Source organism: Mammaliicoccus sp. D-M19, from assembly GCF_022386695.1.
In the GTDB taxonomy this organism is placed as follows: Bacteria; Bacillota; Bacilli; order Staphylococcales; family Staphylococcaceae; genus Mammaliicoccus; species Mammaliicoccus sciuri.
This window is the reverse complement of sequence record NZ_JAJNHW010000008.1, coordinates 70,010-89,683: the sequence shown is the minus strand read 5'-3', so window position 1 is coordinate 89,683 and position 19,674 is coordinate 70,010. Positions and strand designations below refer to the sequence as shown.

Sequence of the window (19,674 nt, the reverse complement as noted above, 5' to 3'; positions counted from 1 at the left end):
TCTGTCTCTAACGATGGTTCTAAGGGACATAATTCTAAATTCTGTCTCTAACGGAGGTTCTAAGGGACATAATTCGAAATTCTGTCTCTAACAATGGTTCTAAGGGACACAATTCTAAATTCTGTCTCTAACAATGGTTCTAAGGGACATAATTCTAAATTCTGTCTCTAACAATGGTTCTAAGGGACATAATTCTAAATTCTGTCTCTAACGATGGTTCTAAGGGACACAATTCTAAATTCTGTCTCTAACAATGGTTCTAAGGGACACAATTCTAAATTCTGTCTCTAACAATGGTTCTAAGGGACATTATTCAGAATTCTGTCCCTAACAAAATTTTCCCTAATGTTATTTATGTTGACTAGGAAACAAAATTCTCTTATAATGTTTCTGTGGAAACAAAATATAAAGGAGTTTATTGATGTCTTCTCAACAATTAGAACACATTCCTAAAAGCACAGTGATAGCGGCATGGGCCATTGCTTTAGGTGCTATTATGCCCATGCTCGATTCAACAATGATTAATATTGCTATTGATGATTTAACGAAATACTTTGATACATCACTTAATTTTATTCAATGGGGTGTTACGGGATATATTCTTGCTATGACAGTTGCTGTACCGTTTTCTGGTTGGTTAATGGACCATTTAGATGGTAAACGTGTATATATTAGTGCTGTCATTACATTTGGTATTGTTTCAGTATTAACAGGATTAAGCTCAAATATCTTTTGGTTTATTCTATTTAGACTCGTTCAAGGATTTAGTGCAGGTATCATTTCAACGCTTATGGCTACACTGCTTGTTAAGATAACCGGCCAAGATAAAATTGGTAGAGTTATGGCCATTGTAAGTATTCCCATGATACTTGGTCCTATATTAGGTCCGGTAGTAGGTGGGTTTATTATTCATTATATATCTTGGCAATGGATATTTTATTTGAACATCATTGTCATGATCATTATTACACCAGTTATGATTAAACGATTACCGTCATATGAACCTTTTAATAAAGGTAAGAGACTAGATTGGTTTGGGATAATCAATTTATCTTTAATCAGTATTACGTTAATTTACGGTATTACACACGCTACTGAAACAGCTTCATTTACAAATATTGAAACTGTACTCGTGCTAACTTCGAGTGCATTACTTATCGTGATTTATTTGATATACAATCGAGTTCAGGATTATCAAACCGTATTACCAACTAATTTATTCAAAAATCGTAACTATGCAGCTTCAAGTACCGGTTTATTTTTAGGCAATTTAGCGATTATGGGACCGATGATTATTTTCCCGCTGTTCTTTCAAAATTTTAAAGGGTTTAATACGATTGAAGCGGCTATTGCATTAATGCCTCAAGGTATCGGTATGTTATTAGCAAGACCTATGATTGGTAAATTAACAGATCAATATGGTGCTAAGAAAGTGATATTTGTAAGCTTAATATTATCGATTGTTGCTTCTATACCATTTATATTTGTAAACGGCAATACATCTATCATCATATTAAGTATGCTACTTTTATTACGAGGTATCAGTGTTGGCGGGATATTGCTGCCGTTTACGACAAATACTTATGCAGATTTAAAAGACGACCAATTACCGCAAGCAGGTATTACGATTAATATTGTAGAAAATATTGGATCTAGCTTTGGCTCTGCATTGATTGCAACAGTCGTCGCAACAATATCTATCCACAATCAGATAATGGCATTTCACATTGGATTTCTAGTCCCAGCAATTGTATTTATATTATTGCTTGTGTGTTGGGCAATGATTCCTCCTAAAAGTATGAAAGTATAAAAAGACCCCTAAGAGATGTTTCATATGAAACATCTCTTAGGGGTTATCTTATTATTTATCAGTTTTACGCTTTCTGAAGAAGAATAAACTTCCTAACATTGCGAATAGTGTACCGAATAATGTTGTACTTATTGCTTCATTTTCACCTGTTTTTGGTAATTGTTTGTTTTCTTGTTTATCATCTGATTGAGTTTCTGCTTTAGCTTCATGGCTAGGTTGTGATGTCGTTATTTGTGTATCATTTACTGCTTTATCAGTATTGTTAATTTGAATAGCCTTAGATTCTAATTTAGATGCGTTATGTGATTTAGGTTGCTCTGTTGGTTTAACAGAGTTGTCGTCTGATTTAGGTTGTTCAGCCGGTTTAACAGAGTTGTCGTCTGATTTAGGTTGTTCAGCCGTTTTAACAGAGTTGTCGTCTGATTTAGGTTGTTCAGCCGTTTTAACGGAGTTATCGTCTGATTTAGGTTGTTCAGCCGTTTTAACGGAGTTATCGTCTAATTTAGGTTGTTCCGTTGGTTTAACAGAATTATCGTCTGATTTAGGTAGCTCATCTGTTTTATTATTAGAAACTTTGTTTATGTTTATAATTGTTGAATTTTTAAGTTTGTTTTTATTAATCAGTGATTTATTAATAGCAAAATCATTATTTGTACTAGATGCATCAGAATGATTAACGTCATTATCGTTATCAGATTTATCTAAGTCGCTAGTATAATTGTTATCATTAGGTGTATCAGAAGTAGTGACATCATTATCGTTATTATCGATATTTGATTTATCGTTTGAAACATTTGAACCTGAATCTGGAACTCTATTTAATATAGATTGAATCCAGTCGTAGATTTCTTGCGTAATTGGGGTTCCTAAAGTACCGTATTTATTACCTCTTGTTCCATAAGAATGAACTGCAATAATTTCATCGTTATTATCTTCTAAATAGACTGGACTTCCTGATTGACCAGCTGAATTATCCATAGAATATTCTATATTACCTTGTTTTTGCTTTTGTACAATAGTACCTAGATTAGTCCATTGATTAATAGAAGTCACATTTTTATCAATTGGATAACTTTGTGTTTGTACCTTTTTACCGATTAAATCGTCCGTATATACTTTAATGTTATAAGGTTTTAATTCATCTAATTCTTCGCGTGGAGGATGGCCGTCTGCATCAACTATTGGTTCAGGATCGACTTCAATTATACCGATATCATATTTTCTTAAAGGTGAAGCTTTATATTGATCTGGTACATAAAATGCTTTAATTTTATATTTTCCAAATGGTTCCCAATTTCCATGTTTACCAGGAATTAAATAACCGCCTGTTAAGTATTGTCTAGGGTAATTGTTATCATAAATAACATGAGCTGCAGTTAAGAAATAATTCTTACCTATGTATGCTCCTGACCCTTCACCACCTTTGAGATTTTCAATTTCACCTTTATAATTCTCGTTTTCTACTCTTATATATGCAGTTCTGTTGTCGACTTCATAGTTTTCTTGCATCCTTCTCGTATCTTTTAAATAACCTTCTTCGTCATAATTGGGATCTTGAGTCTTATCATAATTTACGTTGTCCTCTACAGAAGGGTAGAAATATCTGAAAGATCCAGTTGGTACATTCGGTTTATTTGTATTTTTAGAGTTATCATTTTGTGATGTATTTTGAGTCTTACTATCTGAAGTTTCTAATTTATTAGAAATTGTTTCTTTATTTCCCTCAGATGTTGTATCTACATTATTTGTATCTGTAGAAGCCTTTGTAGTGCTATAATCTTCTTTTGACGTATTGGAAAGTGTACTTGTTGCATCTTCATTTTCAGTCTCTTGTTTATTCGTTTGACTAGCTTTTGGACTTTCCTCTATTAAATTGTTATTCTCGCTAGCATGAGTGACAGTTGGATGAGATAAGAAAAATACACCTGCGATAATAACAGGTAACTTTACTAATCCCGTTCTGAAGTTGATAAAGTTTTTATTCATGTAAAACTTCCTTTCTTGGATGATACGAATAATATACAAAAATTCCCATGTAAATTCAATATGAAAATGATTATTATTATCAATTATTTTAGAAAAATTTTACAGTTGTATAAATCTGGGTAGTAAAGGTGTGAAAGAAAGGAAATTTATCAAGAGAAGAGTGACTAGATAAATAGAAGGACTCTATGTTGCAAGGTCCGTGTGACTAGCAACATAGAGCCATCAAATATTATTTAAGTAACTACTAGATGTTTTATGTTAATTATTACTGAAATTTTCTTATCAATATCCTATTCCAACGCGTGATTGAATAAATACGTCGGACGATATTTGATCGTAAACGAAGTCTGCTGTGTCTGGGACAGATATTTTCACTGCATTCTCTGGTAAGTAGTCTCGTTCGACTCTGTATTGTCCGATTCTTTCGCCATCTGGTAAATAGGTTGGGCATATGATTGTCCAATCTAGCTCTGAATTTTTAAGCATTGTATAAACTTTATGATGTTCTTCTGCTGCACGTGTTGTGCGTCTTTTAGATTCGTTAGATTGATAGCGTAGTAAATTCTTGTCAGTTCGACTTTGTAATATACCAGCAGTACCTATTGTGATGATACGTTTAATGCCTTGTTGTGACATTGTTTCAATAATTAATGGCATAGCTTCTGATAATGTAGTGGAGCCGTCTGTACTTAATGCACTTACAATAATGTCGTTACATTCAGCTGCTTTTTGAATATCATTTGGATTTAATACATTTCCTTCGATTAGTCTCACAGATTGATGGTCGACGCTTAATTTATTTTTATCACGAACGAGTACAGTTACGTCATGGCCGTCTGATAGTGCGTGTGTTAATACTTCTTGTCCAACTCTGCCAGTAGCACCTAAAATTAAAATTTTCATTTGTATTGCTCCTTTTATAAAAGTTTTTTATTTTGATTATAAATATGTTTGAGTATATATGATATATCACCAGTATGCATTACAAAGATTATATAACTACTTTTTCATTTGAGACTAATTTATCTGGTGAGTTCTAATATATAAAATAAAAACCATTTCCAAGAAATGTGGAAATGGTTTTTATTAAAAGTATTCATGAGTTAATCTGATAATTTGGATTCCAACCTTTCCAAGATTTCTTTTATTATAGCGAGCTCTTCAGATAAGTTATATTCATTAGATGATATTTTTTGACTAATTGTTTGTGAAACATATAATAAATCATCACTAATGTCTTCAAAATAGTCTCTCCCGTGATTATTGACCATACTTATACCTCTTCCTATTTTGTATATATAAGTATATTACCCAAATTTATTTTATTTCTAACAAAAATTGTAATTAATTTAAGTTTTTATTCTTTATATTCACTTTGATAAATTATTTTTAAATCAAAAATATAGTTTTAAAAAATAACATCTCATTCTACTTAATAATTCAGTAAGCAATGAGATGTTATTTTGTCTTTATCATTCAAGCACTAGAGTTTTAATGTTTTATCAGTTGAATTGTAAACTACGATAATGTTCTACTTTATTTAATTTTACTTAATAGCAAATTTGCGTGATGATTGAATTCGTTTTTAACTTCATTTTGTGTTTTCTCTGATTGAGTGTATGCTCTACGATAAAGCCACCCATTAATAAACATCCTAACTAATAATACAAAGTCACTCTTATCTAATTTAAGTTTATGATGTGCATGAATCTTTTCTAATTTATACGTTAGAGTAGTAGATAACTTATGATTATAATGTTCAATATTAGATGTAAAGTTTGAAGGTGCAAATGATAACTGGACATAAAATTTTACTAAGTAATCTGAATCGTAAATATAATTATAGAAAAAAGAAGAAAGCTCATCATATACATTCAGAGGCTGAGAATCGATTCCTTCAATAATACTTAGTCCTACTGACATACAATTTTCAATACATTGTTCATACAATTCATCTTTGCTTTTAAAGTAGTTATATAAACTTGCCTTTTTTATTCCTAGTTCATTGGCAATATTATTTAGTGATGTTCCATAATAGCCCATTTCAGAAAAGGTTCTCATACTTATATGAATGAGTTTCTCAGATGTATTATTCACTTCATTTGCCTCCTTTGCTACATATGAATAACTATACAGGAAATAGCACAAAAAATCACTCGTAAAAACGTTTACATTTAACACAATAAATTACGCATTGCCTTTTTCTTTGGAAGAAAAAGCAGTTGTTCCAGATAGCGATAATTTTTACATTCCAAGAGTTATGGTAAGTGATGACGCTTTTAACAAGCTTGTTAAGAAATGGGAAGGATTTAATCATGAGTAAAGGAAGATATATTGAATTTATATATTTAAGAACATTTTTATGTTTATTAATTGTACTAACACATGTTTTTACCGAGTTTACAAACACAAATGAACCTGATGATCTGCAATTACAAGTCTTATATTGGATCAGAATGATCTTAATTATCGGGACACCTTCATTTATTATATTGTCTCAACTATTAACGACACTAAATTATAATGATAAATTAAAAACAGGCTATTTAAGAACACGTCTAAAATATATATTATTACCTTACTTAATTATGGGTGCTTTCTATAGTTATTCTGAATCACTTAAATTAAATGATTCATTCTTAACGCAATACACAGAGAATGTTATTCAAGGTAATTGGTATGGCTACTTTATTGTAATCATTATTCAGTTCTTCTTGTTAAATTGGATCATCTATCGAATAAATGCTAAAATACTTTTTTCAAAATGGAGTCTTATCATTTCGTTCATAATTAATACAATCTATTTGTATAGTTACCAAAATGTTGAACCTGTTAGAGAATTTATAAGTCAGTATTATCCATTTAGTCCTGAAACATTCATAATTGGTTGGCTGTTTTATTACTTTTTAGGTTCTTACGTAGGTCATAATTATCAAGCTATTAAAGCTTTCGTAACGAAATACATCGCTTTAATCGTATTTTTAACAATTGCTGCATACGTAGCCTTTGTATTTGTAGGAGAACATGATTATTGGATGGTTAGTAGTATGGATTATCGTATTTTATTATATATCACTTTTGCATTTTTAATTATAATTAACTTTAGCACACAGTTTGATGAATTTATGTTTAGTTCTGTTGAGTTGATTAGTCAATATTCATTTTTCGTTTATTTATTACATCCTATTATACTGGAATATATGTTCCAATATACAAGTATATTTGAAGAACAAACATTAATCTTTATTCCAATATCTTTATTGTTTATTGTGGGAAGTTGCCTAGGGATTGGTATTTTATTAAAAGAATTTCAAATTTTTAAATTCGTAATGGGACGACAACCTTATAACAAATAAATATCTATATAAAAAAAGCAAGTTATCTCATAGTCGAGGTAACTTGCTTTTGTCTGAATTATGTTGTTTTGTATGATGATTTCTTAAATTGATATACGATGAAGCCGATGATAAATCCGACAAAGGCTGGTAAAACCCAACCCATTCCAATCGTGAAGAATGGTAAGAATTTTTCGCCAAAAGTGATAACTGCATGTGCAAAACCTGTATTTGCGATGAATTCAGGACTTGCTTTAATACCATCAACAAATGAAGCGATTATTGTAAAATATGTCGTAAATTGATAAACGATTTTTGAATGATTAAAGAATGAACTGAATAACGTTAGCAAAATAATTGTAATCGCTAAAGGATATAAAAACATTAATACTGGTGTAGAGTATTCAATAATTTTTGTTAAACCAACATTAGCAAAGATACATGAAATAATACTTACAACTGTTGCAAACATTAAATAGTTTTGCTTTGGAAATAGTTCTGTGAATGTTTCTGAAAAGGCTGTGATTAGGCCAATAGCAGTCTTTAAGCAAGCTACGATAATGATGAGTGATAGTAATATGATGCCGTAATCACCTAAATAATATCGTGCGATTTGAGCTAAAGCTATGCCACCATTTTCACTCGCTTTAAAATGACCTAAACTCATCGTACCCATAAATGCTAATAAACTATAAATAATACCCATTAAAATAATGCTAATCGTACCAGATTTGAATGTTTCTTTCGCAATATGATTTGGGTTTGTAATACCTAACTTTTTAATAGTTGATACGATAATAATACCGAATGCAAGTGCAGCTAAAGCATCTAGCGTATTATAACCATCAATGAAACCTTTTAATAACGCGCTGTTTTCATAATCAGGACTAATATTAGCATTTGATACTTGTCCAATTGGATTAATAAACGCTAATAAAATCAATAAGCCTAAAAGGACTAAAAATACAGGATTTAAAAATTTACCGATATATTCTAGAATTTTTGAAGGTTTTTTTGAGAAAAACCAAGCAACTAAGAAGAATAAAATACTAAATATCGATAAATATAATGTGACAGATGAATCTGAAATAAACGGTGTAAATGCAATTTCAAACGATGTCGTTGCAAGCCTAGGTAAAGCATAAAAAGGACCAATTACAAGATAAAGTAAAATCGTGAATATATAAGCATATTTGCGATTTACACGTGTCGTTACTTCAAAAATACCATTCGTCTTAGAAATACCAATTGCGATAATTCCTAAGAATGGTAAACCAATCGCAGTAATTAAGAAACCAATATTGGCCGTTAAAACATTCGATCCTGCCAATTGACCTAAATGAATAGGGAAGATTAAATTTCCCGCTCCAAAAAACAAGCCAAAAAGTAATGATCCGATATATATATTTTCTTTAAAAGTAAGTTTATTTTTCATGATGATAAATTTCTCCTATTTTTTTAATCAACTTCACTATCTTAATGTGTTTTGTAAGAAGATGTCAAATTGATATTGAGGATATACATAAAAAGAGCCTAGAACAACGATATACATTGTTGTTCTAGGCTCTTTTATACTTTTATTGTGGTGCTATCGATCAAGAAACGAAAACAAGATCGTTAGAAATTTTAACGTTCAAGAAAGTGAAACAAGATCGTTAGCGCACCAAATTTCTAATTATTTCTCATCTCATAAAGTAATCCTTGTGCAGCTTCTAGGTTTGGCTTATCCATACTTTTAAGTGCTTCTGTTATAAGTTGGATTTCACTACCTTTTGCACCGATTTTAATTGCTAAGGATTTATAGTGGAGGTTCATATGACCTTGCTGTATACCTTCTGATACGAGTGCACGACATGCTGAAAAGTTCTGTGCGAGTCCGACTGCAGCTACAATGTGTGCTAATTCTTGTGCTGTTTTAACATCTAGTAAGTCTAATGTAACTTTAGATATTGGTAAGAGGTCTATGCTTCCGCCAATAATGCCGAGTGTTAATGGTAATTCTATTGTACCTACTAAAAATTGGTTATCACTATCATATTTCCAAGTTGTTAAACTTCTATATTGTCCGTCTTTACTTGCATAAGCATGCGCACCTGCTTCAACGCTTCTCGTATCGTTTCCTGAAGCTAATACGACTGAGCTAATCCCGTTCATAACACCTTTGTTATGTGTGACTGCTCTGTATGGGTCGATGTGAGCTAATACAGATGCTCGTTCCATACGGTGTGCGACTTCTGCACCGCTTACTTCACCTTTTTCTAAGTCTGAAATGGCGATTTTACCTTCAATGCGAATAACAGATGTTGTTGAATAGTTTGAAAGAATACTCATTAGTATGTTTGTATCGCTTAATTGAGTTTCTAAATAGTGCGCAATTCCTTCAAGAATGGTATTGATAATATTAGCACCCATTGCATCACGTGTATCGATATGAACTTTTAAAGAAAGCATACCTTCTTCAGGAAATTCATCCGTTTCGATTTTGCGGTAACCGCCACCTCTTTTAAGGATAGAAGGGTAGACTTGATCGGCTACTTGGCGGATATCTGATTCTAAATTTAAAATATCTTTAGATAGTTGAGCAGTATCTGTAACATTATCAAATACGATTTGACCTAATTTAATATTGTCACTTTGAACGACTTTAAGACCACCAGATTTGTTGAAAAGTTTAGAACCGAAACTTGCTGCTGCAACAACTGATGGCTCTTCAACCATCATAGGTACAGCGTACGCTTTATCTTCTACTATAATTTCAGGTAAGACACCTACTGGTAGCGTACCTTGACCAATGACATTTTCGATTAAATTCTCTAAAAGTTCTTTATCTATTTCTGAATTGTTAAGTAATATTTGCTCAGATTCTTCTTTAATCCAACCATGATCTTTTAATTGTTTGATTTTCTCAGGTCGTGATAAATGTCTGAAGTCTTTCGTTAAAGGTTTCATTAAAGTCCTACTCCTTTTTCTATCATTAATGCTATACCTAAGCCACCACCGATACATGCAGTTGCAATACCCGTTTGCTTATCTTCTTGTTTTAAGGCATGTGCAAGTGTTGTAACCAATCTTGAGCCTGTTGATCCTAGTGGGTGACCTAAAGCAATCGCGCCACCATAAATGTTAAATTTCTCATCTGGAATGTTAAGGTTTTTTTTAACAGGAATGCTTTGTGCTGAGAATGCTTCTGTCATCTCAACTAAATCGATATCTTGAATTGTTTTTCCAGTCTTGTTTAATAGTGACTCTACGGCATAGAATGGTGCATAACCCATATATAATGGATCACAGCCGATTTCAGCGTGTTGTCCGACAGTTGCTAAGATTGTGTAGCCGTGTTCTTTCGCGTATGATTCACTCATTAAAATTAAAGCAGAACCACCGTCGCTTAAAGCTGAAGCGTTACCCGCAGTAACTGTACCGTCTTCTTTGAAAATTGTCTTTAATGTTGCAAGATCTTCTATTGTACTTTCAGGTCTGATTAATTCATCTGAAATTATTGTTTCACCATTAACATCTTCTAATGGAACAATTTCTTCATTGAATTTACCAGCTTTTGTTGCTTTATCAGATTTTAAATGTGAATTTAATGCAAACGTATCTTGTTCTTCACGGGTAACTTCATATTTAGTTGCAATTGCTTCTGCAGTTAAGCCCATCGCCATATTATGAAAGACGTCAGTTAAACCATCATGCATGAAACTTTTAACAGGTGCGTCGCCTTTTTTAAGAATAAGGTCTGGTGTGTTCGTCATACTTTCGATGCCGCCTACAGCAACAACATTTGCTTCTCCAAGTTGAATAAGTTGTTTGCCTAAAATGATAGATTTAAGTCCTGATCCACAAACTTCGTTTACAGTCATACCAGGTGTTTCATATGGTAAACCGGCATTTACAGCAATTTGTCGAGCAGCATTTTGTCCCGTACCAGCTTGAACAACGTTACCGAAAATAACATTATCGATATCTTTAGGATCTAGTTGGATTTTATTAATTGCAGATTTTAAAGCAGCAGTCCCTAATTCTACTGCAGAGTAGTTACTCAACCTTCCTCTGAATTTTCCTACAGGTGTTCTTTGAGCACTTACGATTACAACTTTATTCATATTTTATGTTCTCCTTAAAAATTTATTTATTAATAATTGTCAATATTTAATGTAGTTTGATATCATTCAATATATAAAATAACATATTGAGAGGAAATTATTATGGCAATAGGTATTGATAAATTAGATTTTTACATCCCAAGTTTTTATGTAAGTATGGACGATTTGGCAAATGCTCGTGGAGTAGATCCAAATAAATTTAAAATAGGTATCGGTCAAAATAAAATGGCCGTTAATCCAGTAAGCCAAGATATTATATCAATGGGTATTAACGCAGCTCAAGATATTTTATCTGAACAAGATAAAAAAGATATCGACATGGTGATTGTAGCGACTGAATCGGGAATCGACCACTCTAAAGCAGCATCAATAGAGATTCATAACCAATTAAATATTCAACCATTTGCACGTTGTATTGAAATGAAAGAAGCATGTTACTCAGCTACAGCAGCTATCCAACTTGCTAAAGACTTCTTATCTAACAATCCGAGTAAAAAAGTACTTGTAATCGCATCTGATATCGCACGTTACGGATTAAATTCAGGTGGAGAACCTACACAAGGTGCAGGAGCAGTCGCTTTACTATTGAGTCATAATCCTAGAATTTTAGAATTAAATGACGATAGCGTTGCATATACAAATAATGTATATGATTTCTGGAGACCAACATCTGAAAAATATCCTGTCGTAGATGGTGCTTTATCTAAAGATGCATACATTGAATCATTCAACACAGTTTGGAATGAATACGCTAAACGTACAGGTCATGAAGTAAATGATTTTGAATCATTCTGTTTCCACGTTCCATTTACTAAAATGGGCGAAAAAGCCTTCAAGACTATTTTAAACGAAAACGTAGAAGATTCAATTAAAAACAGATTAATGGATGCATATCAAGATTCTGTACTATGGAATAGAGACGTAGGAAATATTTATACAGGTTCATTGTATTTAAGTTTAATTTCTTTATTACAAAACCATACATTCCAAGCAGGACAAGAAGTATGTCTATTTAGTTATGGTTCAGGTGCAGTAGCTGAAATATTTAGTGGTTCAATCGTAGATGGTTATGATAAAGCGCTAGATAAAGAAAAACACTTAGACATGCTTGCATCAAGAGAACAATTATCTGTAGAAGAATACGAAACATTCTTTAATAGATTTGATAATCAAGAATTTGACTTCGAACGTGAACTCAGACAAGATCCATATTCAAAAGTATACTTACACAGTATCGCAGATCACATTAGAACATATAAAACAGAAGAGTAATAAATGAAGCCTAGGACATCACTTAAGACGTCCTAGGCTTTTGCTTTTTGTATTAAACTTTTTCAATATATTGATCTTCGTGTTCGACATCTTTACCGACTGGTTCCCATTTAATATAAGTAGTAATGATTAGCCCAACTATAGGCACTAATGCTAATAGCAGCATTGTCTTATTTAATCCTAAGTTAGCTAATATAATTGGAAAAATAAATGTACCAAACATACTACCGAATCTACTCACGGATTCTACAAAGCCTGTTCCTTTACCTCGTAGAATTGTAGGGTATGAAAGGGCGGCAATTGCTTTACCTTGAGTTCCTGGTCCACCTGAATGTCCAAATAGGAAGAATGCCACCATTAACGCAATCAACCAAGTATAGGTATGTCCATAAAATAAACCTATAATAATCATGGCTGTCCCTACAATGCTAAACCCAGCAATTGTTAATTTACGTGCGCCGTATTTTGTTGTGAGTAATGCACCAGTTAAACCACCAATGATACCCGCGATATTAATGATTGCAGTACCTGATAAGGATTCGATTTTGTTTTCTCCGATTATATAAATTGCGATTAAAGGAATATATAGACCGATTGCATAGTACTGCATACCTTGTAATGTTGCAATGGAAGTCGCTAATATTGTTCTTTTACGATAGCGTTTATTAAACAATGTACGTAAAGGATTTTTAACTTCTGTTTTACTAAATGATTCATCTTCACCTTTATTAGGTTCGATATTCACATTGATGTTGTAGTTCTTCTCGAGTTCTTTACTCGCTTCTGTTAAGGTTTTATTTTTCATTGACCATGATGGGCTTTCGCTTAAATAAAATAATCTTAAAACGAGTATAATCGTTGCGAACACTGCGCCGAGTGCTACGGAATAACGCCATAACCAAGCACCGGTACCAAGAGAATATAACAAAATAACGATAAGAGCCGAAGATACAACGGCGATATACCAAACGACTTGCCAATAGTTTACGTTACGGCCTTTATCTTTTTTATTACTGATTTCTGCTATAAAAGTAAAAGCAACTGGGCTATCCATACCAATTGCAAATCCCATCAATAATCTGAAACATAATAAAATAGCTGGTGCAGGTGATAACGCAGCCCCAATTGCCCCAATGATTAAAGAAATCAATGAGACAGATAGAATTAATTTACGACCTAATTTATCGGCGTAAAATCCACCAATTGCAGCACCAAATAATGCACCGAATGGCATTGCTGTCATAATGAATGATAAGTAAGTCGGAGAAAGTTTGAATTCTTGAGTAAGTTGATCAGTCGCTGTACCTAAAATTGTTAAATCATAAGCATCTAAAAATATTGTGCCTAATACGATAATTAATAATAGTGACGTACGCTTTGTCGTCTTACGTTCGTTCACATAATCGATAATATCCTGTTTCGTATGTATTGTAATTGTTTCACTAACCATACCCTCCTTAAAAAATCTATACACATTTTGTTGGCAATAAACAGACCAATAATGTGATAATACAGGTATGCTGATTCTACGGATGTTTGTTGTAAATATATACCCTAAGAATCAAAAAATTAACAATTTAAAAATAAAAAGCGCAAGGAGAGGTAATATGCTAACAATATATGGACATAGAGGATTACCAAGTAAAGCTCCAGAAAATACAATAGCATCTTTTAAAGCAGCTTCAGAAATAGAATGTGTAAAATGGCTAGAGTTAGATGTTGCCATTACAAAAGATGAACAATTAATCATCATTCATGATGACTATTTAGACCGTACAACAAGTATGTCCGGGGAAATAACAGCATTAAACTATGAAGAATTAAAAGAAGCATCAGCAGGATCATGGTATGGTGCGAAATTTAAAGATGAACGCTTACCAACATTCGATGATGTGATAGAAATAGCAAATGAATATAACATGAACTTAAATGTAGAGTTGAAAGGCGTCACTGGCGCGAATGGACTCGCTCTATCTAAAAGTATGGTAAAGCAAGTTAAAGAAAAATTAGCAAACTTAAATCAAAATCAAGAAGTACTCATATCAAGCTTTAACCTCGTACTCGTTAAACTAGCAGAAGAAATCATGCCAGAATATAAAAGAGCAGTCATCTTCCATACGACATCATTCAAAGAAGACTGGAGAACATTGTTAGATTATTGCAATGCGAAGATAGTGAATACAGAAGATGCCAAACTCACAAAAGCAAAAGTAAGAATGGTCAAAGAAGCGGGTTATGAATTAAACGTTTGGACCGTAAACAAACCAGCACGCGCAAACCAATTAGCAAACTGGGGCGTTGATGGGATATTTACAGATAGCGCAGATAAAATGGTGCATTTGTCTGAATAGCAGAGACTTTAAAAATATAATCTGTTATACACTAGGTTGTTCAAATAGAATAACCTAGTGTTTTTGGTTTGTAATATTTAAAAAAAGATATTGTTAATTTATTCCAAATGATAAAATGATTTCAAGAGCAGTAAATGAAAAAACAATAATCGGGAGAAAAAAATATGAAGAAATTTTTTGTTTTACTTTGCTTATTATTGATTGTTTCTGGCTGTAGCAAATTAAACAATTACCAAGAAACTATAACTGTTTATTCTCCATATCCTAGAGAGTTAATACGTTCTCTATTAAATGACTTTGAGCAAACTGAAAATGTTAAAGTTGAACTTAAACAGGGTTCTACACAAGTTTTATTAAGGGAGATACATCAAGTTGATGAGAATGAACTAGGGGATATTGTAGTTGGAGGTGTTCTGTCAGAAATGATTGAACATCCTGGTGATTTTGAAGCATACGAATCGAAAAATCAGAAGTATATGAAATATGATAAACAAAAAGTTCCGTATGTTTCAGATTTCATATTAATGCCAACTACAATTGTTGTGAACCAAGACTTAATAGGAAATATTAAAGTTAGGGGTTATAAAGACTTATGTGCCGATGAATTGAAAGGGAAAGTGGTCTATTCTAATCCTCTAGAAACAACGACAGGGTATCAACATATGAAAGCTATTGAAAGTATTAATCACAATGTTGATGATGTAAAAGGTTTTATGGCTTCTGCAAATAAAGTTGATAAATCTTCTAAAGTTATACAAGAAGTTGCGAAAGGTAAATATTATGCTGGTTTAAGTTATGAATCGGATGCTAAAGCTTATATAAATAAAGGTTATCCTTTGAAAATGATTTATCCAAGTGAAGGTACAATGTTGAATCATGACGGTATCGCACTTGTAAAAAAAGAAAATATTAATCCAAAAAGTAAAAAACTGATTAATTACTTAACAAGTAAAAAGGTTCAACAAAAAATAGCAGATGAGTATAAAATTCAGTCCGGTAGAAAAGATGTTTTTAATCAAAATAAGCAAGTTGCTACAAAGTTCAGGGAAATACCTATTATTAAGGATGAAGATATTAGTCATCTAACTAGAAAGCAATTTTTGGAGTTGATTCAATGATACCAACTAAACCTTATCAACGTATGATTAGAAAATCATTATTCATCACTACTATACTACCGGCATTTTTAATTATATTAATAGGATTTGTAACATTTTTAGGCGTATATAGAATGATTGAAATAAATAATTTGAAGCATAATATAGTTCAAAGTAAAGATATAGTCACGTCATTAAATCAGAAAGTTACAAAAGCTATTAATAATAATAAACACCAATTTGAATCTTTAAATCCTAAGAATGATCATGATAAAACAGAAATACGTCGTCTCATTAATGATTCAATTCACATAAAAGATGCTTCTATGATTTATATATTAGAAAATCATGATATAAAAATGACGAATAATTATGAAGATAAAAATTTATCGAATTTACTTCGAATTAAGAGTCAAAATATAAAGTTTAACAATGGTAATTATAAACTCACGATATATATAGAAGAACAACCTTATTTGAACCAATTGCACTATAGAAATAATCAACATTTATTATTAGTAGATAGTTATGATAATGTCTTATATTCAAATTATGAAAAGATTCCATCAAACTATAAGGTTACATTATCTAAATTTGGATATGTTTATAAAAGTGAATATATACCTGAGTTAAATGCACATATTGTTTTACTGAAAGATATACATGAAATATTGAATGACGGTATTAAATTACTATCAATTATGTTGTTAACATTCATCATTTTGACTATATTTGGTTACGTTTCTTCTAGTAAAATTTCTCAAGTCCAAACGCGAGATATAGAATCAATTATTAAGCGAATTAAATACGCAAAAGAAAGAAAACTAGGTACATATGAACCTTTGTCTCGTACGAGTGAACTAGAAGAAATAAATAAGTATGTTTATGATTTGTTTGAATCCAATGAAGCATTAATTCATTCAATTGAAGATACAGAAAAATCATTGAGAGAAATTCAACTTAAAGAAATAGAACGGCAATTTCACCCGCATTTTTTATTCAATACAATGCAAACGATACAATATCTTGTAAGTACTTCTCCGAAAAAGGCGGAAGAAATTTTGCAAAAACTATCAGAAATGCTGAGATATTCATTAAGAGTTAAGTCTGATAATGTACTCGTTAAAGATGAACTCCTATATATAAAAAAATATGTCTCTATTCAAAATGTAAGATTTGATGACAAAATAAAATTATTAATCGATGTTCCTTATGATATTAAAGAAATGAAAATTGATAAAATGTGTATATTTCCATTTATAGAAAATGCGATCAAACATAATGAATATGAATGTGATTTGACAATCAATATTCGAATAAGAGAAAACACTCATAATCTTCTTATTATTGTTAAAGATGATGGGGAAGGTATGTCAAAAGAACAACTAAGATTAACGCGAGAAAATTTAAATCTTTCTGTATATGAAACAACGCATTTAGGATTAAACCATTTGAATCATAAATTAATATTGAAATATGGTTTAAGATCAAAAATAAAAATTTATTCAATAGAAAATAAAGGCACAATGATTGCTTTAAGAATACCTAGAGGTAGGTGAGTATAATGCATACAGTTATTATTTGTGATGATGAAAGAATTATAAGAGAAGGTTTGAAGTCTCATATACAATGGTCTGATTATAATTTCAATGAAGTATTGTTAGCAAAAGACGGAGAAGAAGCACTGGAATTAATTCATATCAATCATCCACTACTCGTGATTATTGATATTAGAATGCCTAAGATGAATGGCATACAATTATTAGAGAATATTAAAGATATTTCTTGTGAGAAAATTATTTTATCTAGTTATGACGATTACGAATATATGAAAGCAGGCATTCAACATAAAGTAACAGATTATTTGCTAAAACCTATTAATCAACAAGAATTAAAACAAATACTCAATCAGATTTATGAAAAGTATGATGATCAAGAAGAAAAAGTAGATATAGAAGTGTTCAAACCTATAAAAGAGGTTGATTATGATGACTATTATGTAAATAAAATCATTCAATATATCCGTAAACATTATCATGATAAACAATCAGTGAAAGAAATGCTTAGTCAATTTGACGCTAGTGAAAGCTATCTTATGAGGATTTTTAAACAAGAAGTAGGTATTACAATATTAGATTACTTAAATAGATATAGAGTATTCAAATCCCTTCATCTACTAGAACATCATTATAAACATTATGAAGTGGCTGACATGGTAGGTTTTTCAGAATATAAAGTATTTAGTTATCAATTCAAAAAATATTTAGAAGTATCACCAAGTGATTATATGAAAAAATAAAAAGGAATGGGTTAAAAACCATTCCTTTTTTATGTTAAATGTTTAATGAGCGTATTTTCTTTTCTTCATAATATGCAACGATACATAATAAAATGATACCTATGAATAAGGCGAAATAGAAGACGATAAAGACATCTGTCCAACCGCTAAGTGTGTAACCAAATACATTTAATCCTTTTGATTTAGGATCGGCAATAGCAGCAAGTCCTACTTTGGCCATTGAATCACCGAATAAATAAGCGAATGATCCTGTCATACCGTTAGCAACACTGATTGCTCGTTTTGGTACAAATCCTGTTAGTGATACACCAATCAATAGTTGAGGTCCAAAGATTAATGCACCTAGTGCAAATAAAGCGATATTAACCATAGCAACACTTGTAGCATTTGTATAAAGTATAACTACAAATGTAATGATAAACATACAACCAACTGCTACGACAGCACGACGTCCTTTTAGTAAATCGGAAACATATCCCCATAATAAACTCGCAACAAGTGCACCTATCTCAAAGTAGAATATGGTATTGATAGCATCAGATTGACCGAATCCTAAATGCTCAGATACGTATAAAGGTGCCCAGTTATCTATACCTATACGTACTATATAAACAAATACGTTTGAAATACATAAAATCCAAATAACAGGATTTTTTAAAATGTAAGTTTTGAAAATTTCCCATTTTGACATATGAACTGAATCAATATTTTCTTGTTCAATGGGTTCTTCCCATATTTCTTCAGCACGATTCCAACCTAATTCTTCAGGATCATCTTTACCAATGAATAAACCCGCAATACCTATAATTAAAGCAATGACTGAAGGGAAGATGAACATACCAACAACACTACCATTAAAGAATGTATGTGCACCCCATAAAGCAAGTCCACCGGCTATTGCACCACCAATATTATGTGAAGTATTCCAAAATCCAAGGTAACGTCCTCTTTTCGAACGTGGCGCCCATCTTGAAATCGTCGAATAACTAGCTGGACCACCAACTGATTGGAACACACCGTTTAATCCCCATAAAACAATGAAAAGTCCTAAAATAGAACCAAAGTAACTAAGCGTAAAGCCCATTATTAAAACAGCAAGTGCTGCTAAAACAAGTAAGAATGAAATAACTTTTTTAGTGTTCTTACCATCTATAAAATAGCCGAGCAATGATTTACCAAGACCATATGTAATACTAAACGCTAATCCAATATATCCTAATTCTAAAGTAGTCAGGCCGACTTCTTCTTTAAGTAATGGCTGAGCAGCTTTAAAGTTATTTCTAATTAAATACATTGCCATATATGTAAAGAATACTACAAAGAAAGCTTTTAAAAAGTGTCGAAGCCATAATTTTCTTTGAGTTGAAAGTGGAATTCCTTTGTTAGGAATTTTGTTAATTTCAAAAAATTGCATGTAA

16 protein-coding genes and 1 pseudogene are annotated in these 19,674 nt (G+C 31.7%); 8 read left to right on the top strand and 9 right to left on the bottom strand.

Going from position 1 to position 19,674, the window contains the following annotated elements; genetic code table 11:
- Nucleotides 1–421: 421 nt before the first annotated feature.
- Nucleotides 422–1,810, top strand: a complete 1,389-nt coding sequence (locus LQ675_RS12775; RefSeq protein WP_152291923.1) for a DHA2 family efflux MFS transporter permease subunit — start codon at nt 422–424, stop codon at nt 1,808–1,810.
- Between the two features lie 51 nt (nt 1,811–1,861).
- On the opposite strand, the gene LQ675_RS12770 is transcribed toward LQ675_RS12775, so the two are convergent.
- The 4 genes from LQ675_RS12770 to LQ675_RS12755 form a co-directional block, all read right to left on the bottom strand.
- A complete protein-coding gene (locus LQ675_RS12770; protein WP_239753262.1) occupies nt 1,862–3,796 on the bottom strand; it encodes an LPXTG cell wall anchor domain-containing protein in 1,935 nt (644 codons plus the stop codon).
- A 282-nt stretch (nt 3,797–4,078) separates the two neighbouring features.
- Complete coding sequence (locus tag LQ675_RS12765; RefSeq protein WP_048540447.1) at nt 4,079–4,699, bottom strand: NAD(P)-dependent oxidoreductase; 621 nt, start codon at nt 4,697–4,699, stop codon at nt 4,079–4,081.
- A gap of 200 nt (nt 4,700–4,899) precedes the next feature.
- The gene (locus LQ675_RS12760; RefSeq protein ID WP_155403650.1) at nt 4,900–5,067 is read right to left on the bottom strand and encodes a hypothetical protein; all 168 of its coding nucleotides are present in this window, start codon (nt 5,065–5,067) and stop codon (nt 4,900–4,902) included.
- A 265-nt stretch (nt 5,068–5,332) separates the two neighbouring features.
- Nucleotides 5,333–5,893 (bottom strand): TetR/AcrR family transcriptional regulator, encoded by a 561-nt coding sequence (locus LQ675_RS12755; protein ID WP_048540448.1) that lies wholly within the window; start codon nt 5,891–5,893, stop codon nt 5,333–5,335.
- A 103-nt stretch (nt 5,894–5,996) separates the two neighbouring features.
- On the opposite strand from LQ675_RS12755, the pseudogene LQ675_RS12750 reads away from it, so the two are divergent.
- Nucleotides 5,997–6,119, top strand: a pseudogene (locus LQ675_RS12750) (intercellular adhesin biosynthesis polysaccharide N-deacetylase); the annotation flags it as partial.
- Nucleotides 6,112–7,152 carry an acyltransferase family protein gene (locus LQ675_RS12745; RefSeq protein ID WP_048540449.1) on the top strand — a complete coding sequence of 347 codons (1,041 nt, stop codon included), beginning with the start codon at nt 6,112–6,114 and terminating at the stop codon, nt 7,150–7,152. The pseudogene LQ675_RS12750 and the gene LQ675_RS12745, both read left to right, overlap by 8 nt.
- A gap of 58 nt (nt 7,153–7,210) precedes the next feature.
- Here the strand turns inward: LQ675_RS12745 and brnQ are convergent, their stop codons facing one another.
- The 3 genes from brnQ to LQ675_RS12730 all read right to left on the bottom strand — a co-directional run bounded on the left by brnQ (nt 7,211) and on the right by LQ675_RS12730 (nt 11,237).
- Nucleotides 7,211–8,569, bottom strand: coding sequence for a branched-chain amino acid transport system II carrier protein (gene brnQ / locus LQ675_RS12740; RefSeq protein WP_182675949.1), 1,359 nt, complete (start codon nt 8,567–8,569; stop codon nt 7,211–7,213).
- A 233-nt stretch (nt 8,570–8,802) separates the two neighbouring features.
- Nucleotides 8,803–10,080 (bottom strand): hydroxymethylglutaryl-CoA reductase, degradative, encoded by a 1,278-nt coding sequence (locus LQ675_RS12735; RefSeq protein ID WP_048540451.1) that lies wholly within the window; start codon nt 10,078–10,080, stop codon nt 8,803–8,805.
- Entirely contained in the window at nt 10,080–11,237 is a 1,158-nt protein-coding gene (locus LQ675_RS12730; protein ID WP_239727776.1) for a thiolase family protein, read from the bottom strand. Before LQ675_RS12730 ends, LQ675_RS12735 begins: the two co-directional genes overlap by 1 nt.
- A 102-nt stretch (nt 11,238–11,339) precedes the next feature.
- Between LQ675_RS12730 and LQ675_RS12725 the strand changes: the two genes are divergently transcribed.
- On the top strand, nt 11,340–12,509 hold the full coding sequence (locus LQ675_RS12725) for a hydroxymethylglutaryl-CoA synthase (protein ID WP_239727785.1): 1,170 nt from the start codon (nt 11,340–11,342) through the stop codon (nt 12,507–12,509).
- A 52-nt stretch (nt 12,510–12,561) separates the two neighbouring features.
- Here the strand turns inward: LQ675_RS12725 and LQ675_RS12720 are convergent, their stop codons facing one another.
- The gene (locus LQ675_RS12720; protein ID WP_239727787.1) at nt 12,562–13,959 is read right to left on the bottom strand and encodes an MFS transporter; all 1,398 of its coding nucleotides are present in this window, start codon (nt 13,957–13,959) and stop codon (nt 12,562–12,564) included.
- A 157-nt stretch (nt 13,960–14,116) separates the two neighbouring features.
- Between LQ675_RS12720 and LQ675_RS12715 the strand changes: the two genes are divergently transcribed.
- From LQ675_RS12715 to LQ675_RS12700, 4 genes are all read left to right on the top strand, one after another.
- Nucleotides 14,117–14,860: a glycerophosphoryl diester phosphodiesterase gene (locus tag LQ675_RS12715; protein ID WP_048540455.1), complete on the top strand. Its 744-nt coding sequence runs from the start codon at nt 14,117–14,119 to the stop codon at nt 14,858–14,860.
- A 164-nt stretch (nt 14,861–15,024) separates the two neighbouring features.
- Complete coding sequence (locus tag LQ675_RS12710) at nt 15,025–15,978, top strand: extracellular solute-binding protein (protein ID WP_075578296.1); 954 nt, start codon at nt 15,025–15,027, stop codon at nt 15,976–15,978.
- Nucleotides 15,975–17,516, top strand: coding sequence for a sensor histidine kinase (locus LQ675_RS12705; protein ID WP_075578297.1), 1,542 nt, complete (start codon nt 15,975–15,977; stop codon nt 17,514–17,516). The genes LQ675_RS12710 and LQ675_RS12705 overlap by 4 nt, the downstream gene beginning before the upstream one ends.
- A gap of 5 nt (nt 17,517–17,521) precedes the next feature.
- Nucleotides 17,522–18,256: a response regulator transcription factor gene (locus LQ675_RS12700; protein ID WP_075578298.1), complete on the top strand. Its 735-nt coding sequence runs from the start codon at nt 17,522–17,524 to the stop codon at nt 18,254–18,256.
- 34 nt (nt 18,257–18,290) lie between these two features.
- Here the strand turns inward: LQ675_RS12700 and uhpT are convergent, their stop codons facing one another.
- Nucleotides 18,291–19,670 carry a hexose-6-phosphate:phosphate antiporter gene (uhpT, locus tag LQ675_RS12695; RefSeq protein ID WP_075578299.1) on the bottom strand — a complete coding sequence of 460 codons (1,380 nt, stop codon included), beginning with the start codon at nt 19,668–19,670 and terminating at the stop codon, nt 18,291–18,293.
- Nucleotides 19,671–19,674 lie beyond the last annotated feature (4 nt).

Bases quoted from the DNA above. Each gene is read 5' to 3' on its own strand.
- LQ675_RS12775 (WP_152291923.1), top strand. From the start codon at position 422: ATGTCTTCTCAACAATTAGAACACATTCCTAAAAGCACAGTGATAGCG.
- LQ675_RS12770 (WP_239753262.1), bottom strand. From the start codon at position 3,796: ATGAATAAAAACTTTATCAACTTCAGAACGGGATTAGTAAAGTTACCT.
- LQ675_RS12765 (WP_048540447.1), bottom strand. From the start codon at position 4,699: ATGAAAATTTTAATTTTAGGTGCTACTGGCAGAGTTGGACAAGAAGTA.
- LQ675_RS12760 (WP_155403650.1), bottom strand. From the start codon at position 5,067: ATGGTCAATAATCACGGGAGAGACTATTTTGAAGACATTAGTGATGAT.
- LQ675_RS12745 (WP_048540449.1), top strand. From the start codon at position 6,112: ATGAGTAAAGGAAGATATATTGAATTTATATATTTAAGAACATTTTTA.
- LQ675_RS12735 (WP_048540451.1), bottom strand. From the start codon at position 10,080: ATGAAACCTTTAACGAAAGACTTCAGACATTTATCACGACCTGAGAAA.
- LQ675_RS12730 (WP_239727776.1), bottom strand. From the start codon at position 11,237: ATGAATAAAGTTGTAATCGTAAGTGCTCAAAGAACACCTGTAGGAAAA.
- LQ675_RS12725 (WP_239727785.1), top strand. From the start codon at position 11,340: ATGGCAATAGGTATTGATAAATTAGATTTTTACATCCCAAGTTTTTAT.
- LQ675_RS12720 (WP_239727787.1), bottom strand. From the start codon at position 13,959: ATGGTTAGTGAAACAATTACAATACATACGAAACAGGATATTATCGAT.
- LQ675_RS12715 (WP_048540455.1), top strand. From the start codon at position 14,117: ATGCTAACAATATATGGACATAGAGGATTACCAAGTAAAGCTCCAGAA.
- LQ675_RS12710 (WP_075578296.1), top strand. From the start codon at position 15,025: ATGAAGAAATTTTTTGTTTTACTTTGCTTATTATTGATTGTTTCTGGC.
- LQ675_RS12705 (WP_075578297.1), top strand. From the start codon at position 15,975: ATGATACCAACTAAACCTTATCAACGTATGATTAGAAAATCATTATTC.
- LQ675_RS12700 (WP_075578298.1), top strand. From the start codon at position 17,522: ATGCATACAGTTATTATTTGTGATGATGAAAGAATTATAAGAGAAGGT.
- uhpT (WP_075578299.1), bottom strand. From the start codon at position 19,670: ATGCAATTTTTTGAAATTAACAAAATTCCTAACAAAGGAATTCCACTT.